The sequence below is a fragment of the Cupriavidus sp. R6-3 genome (assembly GCF_059772245.1).
In genome coordinates this window covers 1-8,336 of the sequence record NZ_JCBAJO010000210.1, presented here as the reverse complement: position 1 = coordinate 8,336, position 8,336 = coordinate 1, and the positions used below count along the sequence as shown (strand labels likewise).

General features: G+C 70.7%; 8 protein-coding genes. 6 read left to right on the top strand and 2 right to left on the bottom strand.

Translation table 11 applies throughout. From position 1 onward, the window contains the following. The 4 genes from AC6EI8_RS21650 to AC6EI8_RS21635 all read left to right on the top strand — a co-directional run. The coding region (locus AC6EI8_RS21650; RefSeq protein WP_498382840.1) for an ABC transporter substrate-binding protein at window positions 1-720 on the top strand (720 nt) is incomplete at its 5' end. 146 nt (window positions 721-866) lie between these two features. Beyond that, window positions 867-1,802: an ABC transporter permease gene (locus AC6EI8_RS21645; RefSeq protein ID WP_498382839.1), complete on the top strand. Its 936-nt coding sequence runs from the start codon at window positions 867-869 to the stop codon at window positions 1,800-1,802. Next, on the top strand, window positions 1,799-2,635 hold the full coding sequence (locus AC6EI8_RS21640; RefSeq protein WP_498382838.1) for an ABC transporter permease: 837 nt from the start codon (window positions 1,799-1,801) through the stop codon (window positions 2,633-2,635). Before AC6EI8_RS21645 ends, AC6EI8_RS21640 begins: the two co-directional genes overlap by 4 nt. After that, window positions 2,632-4,068: an ABC transporter ATP-binding protein gene (locus AC6EI8_RS21635; protein WP_498382837.1), complete on the top strand. Its 1,437-nt coding sequence runs from the start codon at window positions 2,632-2,634 to the stop codon at window positions 4,066-4,068. The genes AC6EI8_RS21640 and AC6EI8_RS21635 overlap by 4 nt, the downstream gene beginning before the upstream one ends. 183 nt (window positions 4,069-4,251) lie before the next feature. Here the strand turns inward: AC6EI8_RS21635 and AC6EI8_RS21630 are convergent, their stop codons facing one another. Next, complete coding sequence (locus AC6EI8_RS21630; RefSeq protein WP_498382836.1) at window positions 4,252-4,557, bottom strand: TFIIB-type zinc ribbon-containing protein; 306 nt, start codon at window positions 4,555-4,557, stop codon at window positions 4,252-4,254. A gap of 225 nt (window positions 4,558-4,782) precedes the next feature. On the opposite strand from AC6EI8_RS21630, the gene AC6EI8_RS21625 reads away from it, so the two are divergent. Next, window positions 4,783-5,601 (top strand): aminotransferase class IV family protein, encoded by an 819-nt coding sequence (locus AC6EI8_RS21625; protein WP_498382835.1) that lies wholly within the window; start codon window positions 4,783-4,785, stop codon window positions 5,599-5,601. A gap of 134 nt (window positions 5,602-5,735) precedes the next feature. Here AC6EI8_RS21625 and AC6EI8_RS21620 read toward each other — a convergent pair whose 3' ends face one another. Then, window positions 5,736-6,695, bottom strand: a complete 960-nt coding sequence (locus AC6EI8_RS21620) for a Bug family tripartite tricarboxylate transporter substrate binding protein (protein WP_149317591.1) — start codon at window positions 6,693-6,695, stop codon at window positions 5,736-5,738. Window positions 6,696-7,031: 336 nt separating this feature from the next. Here AC6EI8_RS21620 and AC6EI8_RS21615 point away from each other — a divergent pair, with 336 nt between their 5' ends. After that, window positions 7,032-8,183: an acyl-CoA dehydrogenase family protein gene (locus AC6EI8_RS21615; RefSeq protein WP_498382834.1), complete on the top strand. Its 1,152-nt coding sequence runs from the start codon at window positions 7,032-7,034 to the stop codon at window positions 8,181-8,183. Window positions 8,184-8,336 lie beyond the last annotated feature (153 nt).

Sequence of the window (8,336 nt, the reverse complement as noted above, 5' to 3'; positions counted from 1 at the left end):
CTGTTTCCGCCGACGCTGGCCGGCTGGCATCGCGCCGATCTGCCCGCGCTCGCGCACGATCCCGTACGCGCCCGTGCGCTGCTCGCCGAACTCGGCTGGCGGCGCGGCACCGACGGCGTGCTCGCGCGCGACGGCAAGCGTTTCGCGCTGACGCTGCAGACCTTCCCCGATCGTCCCGAACTGCCGGTGATCGCCGCCGCGATCCAGGAGCAGCTGCGCCTGGTCGGCGTGCAGATCCGCGTGGCGGTGGGCAACTCCAGCGAGATTCCGCTTGGCCATCGCGACGGCTCGCTGGAGATGGGCCTGATCGCGCGCAACTATGGCGCGGTGCCCGATGCGCTCGGCGCGATCGCGCAGGACTTCGGCGGGGCGGAGGGGAAGGCCGGCGAGGAAGGCGATAAGGACGGCGATAAGGACGGCGATAAGGGCGGCGGCAAGAGCGGCGGCGAGGGGGGTGACAAGCGCGGCGGCGATTGGGGCGCGATGGGCTGGTCGTCGCCGACGCTGACGCGCGCCCTGGCCGCGATGTCGTCGACCGCCGACGCCGCGCGTGCGCAGGCGCTGCGCGAGCAGATCGCCGGCGCGCTGCATGACGGCCTGCCGCTGGTGCCGGTGCTCTGGTACCAGCAGACGCTGGCGGCCAGCCCGTATCTGGCCGGCGTGTCGATCGACCCGTTCGAACGCAGCTACCGGCTCACCGAATTGCAATGGACCCGATGACGCCACCGAATACCCAGTCCACCCAACTCGCCGCGGCAATCGCAGGCCCATCGGCATCGGCATCGCGCGATGCGGAGCGTCAGCGGGGGACCCACCCCGCCGCGCCCCAGCGGCGGACCCACCCCGCGGCGCGGCTGGTCGCCCGCATGCTGCTCCAGCGCGGCCTGCAGGCTGCCTTCGTCGCCGCGCTGGTCGGCGGCCTCAGCTTCCTGATGATGCGGCTGCTGCCGGGCGACATGGCCTTCCGCATCGCCGCCGGCCGCTATGGCTACGACATGGTGACCGCACAGGCCGCCGATGCGGTGCGCGCGGAACTGGCGCTCGACGGCCCCTGGCTCGACGGCCTGCTGGCGTGGTGGTCGCGGCTGCTGCATCTGGACCTGGGCACCTCGACCGTGACCGGCGCGCCGGTCGCCGCCGAGATCGCGCATCAGCTCGGCCACACGCTGTGGCTGGCGCTCGCCGCGCTGGCCGTGTCGACGCTGATCGCGCTGCCGCTGGGCTTTGCCGCCGGCAGGCACGCCGGCGGCCACACCGATCGCGCCACGCTGGCGCTGTCGGTGCTGCTGCGCGCGCTGCCGCCGTTCGTGCTGGGCATCCTGCTGGTGCTGGCCTTCGCGGTCGAACTCGACTGGCTGCCCGCCGGTGGCCACGGCGAACACGGCAGCTGGGTCGCGCCGGCGCTGACGCTGGGACTGGGCCTGGCCGCCACCGCGATGCGCGTCGCGCGCGATGCGATGGCCGGCGTGGTGGCCGCGCCGTACTGGTTGTTCGCCCGCACCAAGGGCCTGTCGGACCGCGTCGCGATGGCGCGGCACGGGGTGCGCAATGCCGCGGTGCCGGTGGTCGCCTATCTGGGCGTGCAGCTGGTCTATCTGCTCGAGGGCGTGGTGGTGGTCGAGACGCTGTTCGCCTGGCCCGGCATCGGCCATGCGCTGGTGCACGCGATCTTCGGCCGCGATGTGCCGATGATCCAGGGCACCGCGCTGACGATGGGCCTGCTGTTCGTCGCCTTGAACGCCGCGGTCGACCTGGCCTGCATGGCGATCGATCCGCGGCTGCGCGCGAGGGTCGGGCGATGAGCGAGATGGCAAGCCCGACCTGGAAGGGCGCATTGACGGTCGCCACGCCGCGCCGGCGCATCGCCTTGCTGCTGATCGTGCTGCTGGCCCTGTTCGCCATCGCCGGCCCGTTGGCCGCGCCGCGCCAGCCCTTCGAGCAGGACCTGTACGCCGTGCTGCAGGCGCCGACGATGGCCGAGCCGCTGGGCACCGACCATCTGGGCCGCAGCGTGCTGGCCCGCACCGCGCATGCCACGCGGCTGTCGCTTGGCCTCGCGCTGCTGTGCGTGCTGTCGGCCGCGCTGCCCGGCACGCTGCTGGGCCTGTTTGCCGCGTGGCGCGGCGGCTGGGCCGATCGCGTGGCCGGTGCACTGGCCGACGCGGTGCTGGCGCTGCCGGGTTTGCTGCTGGTGCTGCTGCTGGCGGCGCTGGCGCCGGGCGCGATGTGGCCGCTGTATCTGGGGCTGTCGCTGGTGCTGTGGGTCGAGTATTTCCGCGTCGCGCGGGCGAGCGCGCAGATCGTGCTGCGGAGCCACCATGTGGAGGCCGCGCGCCTGCTCGGCTTCGGTCCGCTCCATATCGCGTGCCGGCACCTGCTGCCGGAGCTGGCGCCGGTGCTCGGCACGCTGAGCAGCTTCGGCCTCGGCGCGGCGGTGCTGGCGCTGGCCGCGATGGGCTTCGTCGGCATGGGCGTGCAGCCGCCGATGGCCGAGCTCGGCCTGATGATGACCGAGCTGCTGCCGTATGCGGCGGAGGCGCCGTGGGCGATCGCCAGCCCGATCGCGGTGCTGGCGATCGCCATCCTCGCGCTGGCGCTGCTGAACGAACGCCCGCGTGCGGGGGTGTCGCCATGAACGCGCGCAACGACCTCGTCATCGAGGACCTGCATGGCGAGCGCGTCGGCCGCCTGCTCGGCGTGCGGGACCTGGCGGTCGCCAGCGCCGACGGCGTGCTGCTGCAGCCGGTGTCGTTCGAACTGCAGGCCGGCCGCGCGCTGACGCTGCTGGGCGAGACCGGTTCCGGCAAGAGCCTGCTGGCCCATGCGGTGATGGGTTCGCTGCCGCCGGGCCTGCGCGCGAGCGGCCGCCTTGCCGGGCACGGCTGGGATTGCGAGGCCAACGACATGCGCGCGCGCCGGCCGCTATGGGGCCGCGAGCTGGCGCTGCTGCCGCAGGAGCCGTGGTTCGCGCTGGACCCGCTGATGCGCGTCGATGCGCAATTGGCGGAGACCTATCGCTGGGTTGCCGGCGAATCGCGGCAGCGCGCCGCGCACCACGCCGCGCATGCGCTGCGTGCGGTCGGGCTGGGGCACGCCGCGCGTGCCTGGCCGACCGCCTTGTCCGGCGGCATGGCGCAGCGCGCGGCGTTCGCGATCACCCGGGCCGGCGATGCGCCGATCCTGATCGTCGACGAACCGACCAAGGGCCTGGACCGGATCTGGCGCGACAACCTGGTGGCGCGCCTGCGCGCGGCGCTGGAGCAGGGCTGCGCGGTGCTGACCATCACGCACGATATCGGCGTGGCGCGGGCGCTGGGCGGCGACACGATGGTGATGCTCGATGGCCGCGTGGTCGAGCGCGGCCAGACCCACGCGGTGCTGGGCGCGCCGTCGCACGACTACACGCGCGCGCTGATCGCCGCCGAGCCCGCGGCATGGCCGCGCCGGGCGATGCCTGCCACGGGTGGTGAAGTGCTGCGCGCCAGCGGCCTGAGCAAGCGTTTCGGCGACCATCTGCTGTTCGACGGACTCGACCTGACGCTGCACGCCAGCGAACGCGTGGCGGTCACCGGACCGAGCGGCAGCGGCAAATCGACGCTGGGCAATGTGCTGCTCGGCCTTGCGCGGCCGGATCGCGGCAGCGTGCGCCGGGCCGACGGCATCGCGCGGGTTCGCTACCAGAAGCTCTACCAGGACCCGGCCGGCGCGTTCGCGCCGCACGTACCGCTGGGCCGCGCGCTGCACGACCTGATCGCGCTGCACCGGCTCGAACGCGCGCCGCTGCGGCCCTGGATGGAACGGCTCGGACTTTCCCCCGATCTGCTGGAACGGTTGCCGGGCGCGGTGTCCGGCGGCGAACTGCAGCGCTTCGCCTTGCTGCGCGCGCTGCTGCTGCGGCCCGCCTTCCTGTTCGCCGACGAGCCGACCTCGCGGCTCGATCCGGTCACGCAGCGCAATACCATCGACCTGATCGTCGAGGCGGCGCAGGAGTCGGACTGCGCGCTGATGCTGGTCACGCACGATCCCGATCTCGCCGCGAACGTGGCGGCGCGCACGCTGGCGTTCTGACGGGCATTCCGACGCGCGTCTTGACGAATACGGCGCCCCGAGGGGCGCCGTGCGGTCACCTCTGCGTCGAGGATCGTCGATCGAAGCGGTCGATCGAAGCGGTCGATCGAAGCGGTCGATCGAAGCGGGTCGATCTACGCGGTCATTCGAAGCGGGCGATCGAAGCCGGTTACTCGAAGCCGGTCAATCGAAGATCTCGTGCCAGATGCTCTTCTTGCGATAGTGCTTCTGCTCGCGGTAGCGGTCGTCGTCGCGGTAGGCGCGCTGGTCATAACCGCGGTCGTAGCCGCGCGGATCGACCGGCCGTTGCGGCGCGGCGGCCTGGGGCGCCTGCGCGACCGGCGCCTGTTCGGCCGCGGCACGCTCCAGGATCTTGTCGAGCTCGCCGCGATCGAGCCACACGCCGCGGCATTTCGGGCAGTAGTCGATCTCGACGCCCTGGCGTTCGGCCATCACCAGCGTGGTCTCGGTACAGACGGGACATTGCATCGCAGCTCTCCTTGATTGCGTGTTCAACGGCTAACGGCTGTCAGACCGTCGTCCGCCGGCTTGGTTCGGCAGCACGGATTCCCGCTGCCCGCTTGACGGGCCGTATGGGGCTCATCTGAATCTTCAAGTTCGGCTTGATGATTCGTACAGAACTTTTCGTTTCCGGAAGGCCCGGCCGCTGGGCGATAGTTTGCGCTGCTTGACGATCACATACAGGAGCGCGGCATGTCAGCCGAATCGAAATCGAAGTCACACATTGCCCACCTCGACGGACGGCCCGCCTCGGCGGCGGACCTGGCGCCGCTTGCCTTCGCCGGTTATGCCCACTTCACCGCCATGCAGGTGCGAAGCGGCCGGATTCGCGCCCTGGACCTGCATCTGTCCCGCCTGCGAGCGGCATCGATGGCGCTGTTCGGCACGGCGCTGTCCGACGAAGCGGTGCGGGACCGCTTGCGGGCGGCGCTGCGGGCGAGCCCCGCCGATCTGTCGTTGACCGCGACGGTGTATTCGCCGGAAGGGGAATTCACGGCGCGCGGCACGGGCGCGCCCCGATTGCTGATCCGGACCGGGCCGCCTTCGTCGGGGCCGACAGGGCCGCTCGCGCTGGATACGGTCGAGCATGAGCGGGTGCTTCCCGGCATCAAGCACGTCGGCGAAATCGCCAAGACGTACTACCTGCGGCAGGCCGTCGAACAGGGCTTCGACGATGCGGCCTTCGTCGACCGCCAGGGGTGGCTCAGCGAGGGCACCATCTGGAACCTCGCGTTCTGGGATGGCGAGGCGGTGGTGTGGCCGGAAGCGCGGATGCTGACCGGCACCACCATGGGCATTCTTCGGCGTCAGCTGGACCGCCTCGGCATCGCGCAGCGCACGCGCGAGGTCAGGCTCCCCGACCTGCCTTCGCTCGGCGGCGCGGTCGTGATGAACTCATGGACGCCCGGCGTGCCGGTACGGCGCATCGGCGAGGTGCCGATCGCCGCTGCGCCGGATTTCGTCGCGCTGCTGCATCGGGCCTACGAGATGGAGCACGCGGTGGCGCCGTGAGGCGTCTCACCGCTTCGGCCTGTGCCTCGGGCCGTTGCAGCAGCCACACTGCTCCGGCTCACCGCTCCGCCGACGCCCTTGTTCAATGCGCCGGTCCAATGCACCGGCTCAATGCCTCAGCTCAATGCATCGGCTCACTGCTTCGGAATCCCCGCCAGCGTGGCGGCCGCCGACCAGCGCTTGATCTCGTCGAGCTGGAACTTGCGCAACACGTCGGCGCCGCCGGCGAAGATCTGGCCGTTGGTGCGGCCGATGAACTCCGCGGCCTCCTTGCTGTTGAAGATCTCGACCGCGGCGCGGCTGAGCTTGTCGACGATCGGCTTGGGCGTATGGGCCGGCGCGAACAGCGAGACCCAGTTGATCATGTAGTAGTCCTTGAAGCCTAGTTCCTGCAGCGTCGGCACATTGGGCTGCACGTCCAGCCGCTTGTCGCCGGTGACCGCCAGGATGCGCGTCTTGCCGGTCTGCGCCAGCGCCGCCGCGGCGGTGTAGTCCGACAGCGCGAAGTCGACCTGGCCGCCGGCGAGGTCCGCCACCGCCGGTGCCGCGCCCTTGTACGGAATCGCCACCGCCTTGACGCCGGCCTGCTTCAGGAACAGCTCGGTGGCGATCTGGTACGAGGCCGAGCCCGAGCCGTAGCTCAGCTTCCCCGGCCGCGCCTTGCCGTCGCGGATCAGGTCCTGCACCGTGCGGTACGGCGAACTGGCCGGCACCGACAGCACCATCGCGCCGTAATAGAGCCGCGCCACCGGCGCGAAGTCCTTGACCGGATCGTAGGGCAGCGATTTGAACTGCACCGCGTTGGTCGCCATCGGCGAGTTGCTGGCGACGAACAGCGTGTAACCGTCCGGGTCCGCGCGCGCCACCGCCTGCGCCGCGATGAAGCTGTTGGCGCCCGGCCGGTTCTCGACCACGAAGGGCTGGCCGAAGCGCGCCTCGAGCTTCTGCGCGAGGAAGCGCGCGGTGCTGTCCGAACCGGTGCCGGGCGGGAAGGACACCACGATCTTGACCGGCTTGGCGGGATAGCCGGCGGCATCGGCCGCCGCATCGGCGGCCCGCGCCGGCGAGGGCAACAGCATCGCCAGCACGGCCATCGAGCCCGTGGCCAGCGACACCAGCCGCGCAACGGTCCATTTGTTCATCGAATCATCACGCATCGCTCTGTCTCCTTGCGGACGGTGTGACCCCGCCCTGTCGAACCAGGCCACAGCCTAAGCGCCGAGCGGCAGCGAGGGCAACTGTCCCGCGGACATATCGCTTATGCGCGGGACGTATGGAACGCTTCTCCGCTTGCGAACGCGCAGGCGTGCACAAGGGTCCACCGGATTTTTGTTATGCCGCCGCCGCGATGGGCGGCCCCTGTCCGCGTCGCTAAGCTGCCTCCCATCGCTGCATCGACGAACGCAGCACACCAATCGACAGGAGGGGAAGTGGACACGGCCAGCCAGATCGTGATTCGACCGGCGCAGCCCGATGGGGACCTGGCGCCATTGCGGGCGCAGGTACGCGCCTTTCTCGCCGAGACCGTCGGCGACCGGCCGCCGCAGAAGCGCGCGCAGAGCTGGTCCGGCTATGACCCCGCGTTCAGCCTCGCGCTGGGCGCCAAGGGGTGGATCGGCATGACGTGGCCGAAGGCCTTCGGCGGTCAGGAGCGCTCGATGCTGGAGCGCTATGTCGTGCTGGAGGAACTGCTGGCGGCGGGCGCGCCGGTGGGCGGCCACTGGGTCGCCGAGCGGCAGAGCGGTCCGCTGCTGATGCGCTACGCGGACCCGGAAGTGGCGCACGAGATCGTGCCCCGCATCACGCGCGGCGAGGTGCGCTTCTGCATCGGCATGAGCGAACCCGATTCGGGCTCGGACCTGGCATCGATCCGCACGCGCGGCGATCGCGTCGACGGCGGCTGGGTCGTCAACGGCACCAAGCTGTGGACCTCTAACGCGCATCGCTCGCACTACATGATCGCGCTGGTGCGCACCGACCGCAGCGCCGACGACAAGCACAAGGGCCTGTCGCAGCTGCTGATCGACATGCGCTCCGAAGGGCTGCAGGTGCGGCCGATCCGCAATCTGGCCGGCGAGGAGCATTTCAACGAAGTGGTGTTCGACAACGTCTTCGTGCCCGACCGCATGGTGATCGGCGAGCCGGGGCAGGGCTGGGCGCAGGTCACCGCCGAGCTGACCTTCGAGCGCAGCGGCCCGGAGCGCTATCTGAGCAGCTATGCGCTGCTGGCCGAGATGGTGGATCACGCCGATGCCGACGACGCGCGGCACGCGGTCGAGCTCGGCTACCTGGTGGCCGAGCTGAGCAATCTGCGGCAGATGTCGCGCGGCATCGCGGCGATGCTTCATCGCGGCGAGAACCCGCAGCTGGCGGCGGCCAACGTCAAGGATCTCGGCGCGCTGTTCGAGCAGCGCATTCCCGAGGTCGCGCACCAGCTGTTCGGCCACGAGCTGCGGCCGGACGGCTCGCCCTTCGTCGCCACCCATTGCCATCTGACCCAGACCGTGCCCTCGTTCTCCCTGCGGGGCGGCACGCGCGAAATCCTGCGGGGAATCATTACGAGAGGCCTGGGGGTCCGATGAACGAACGCGAACTGGAGCTCGAACTCGAGCAGATGCTGGCCGACAGCGCACAACGGCTGTTCGGCAACGAAGTGACCACCGCGCAGCTGGAAGCGGCCGAGCGCGGCGAATGGCAGGCGGACCTGTGGCGCACCGTCGAGGACAGCGGCCTGA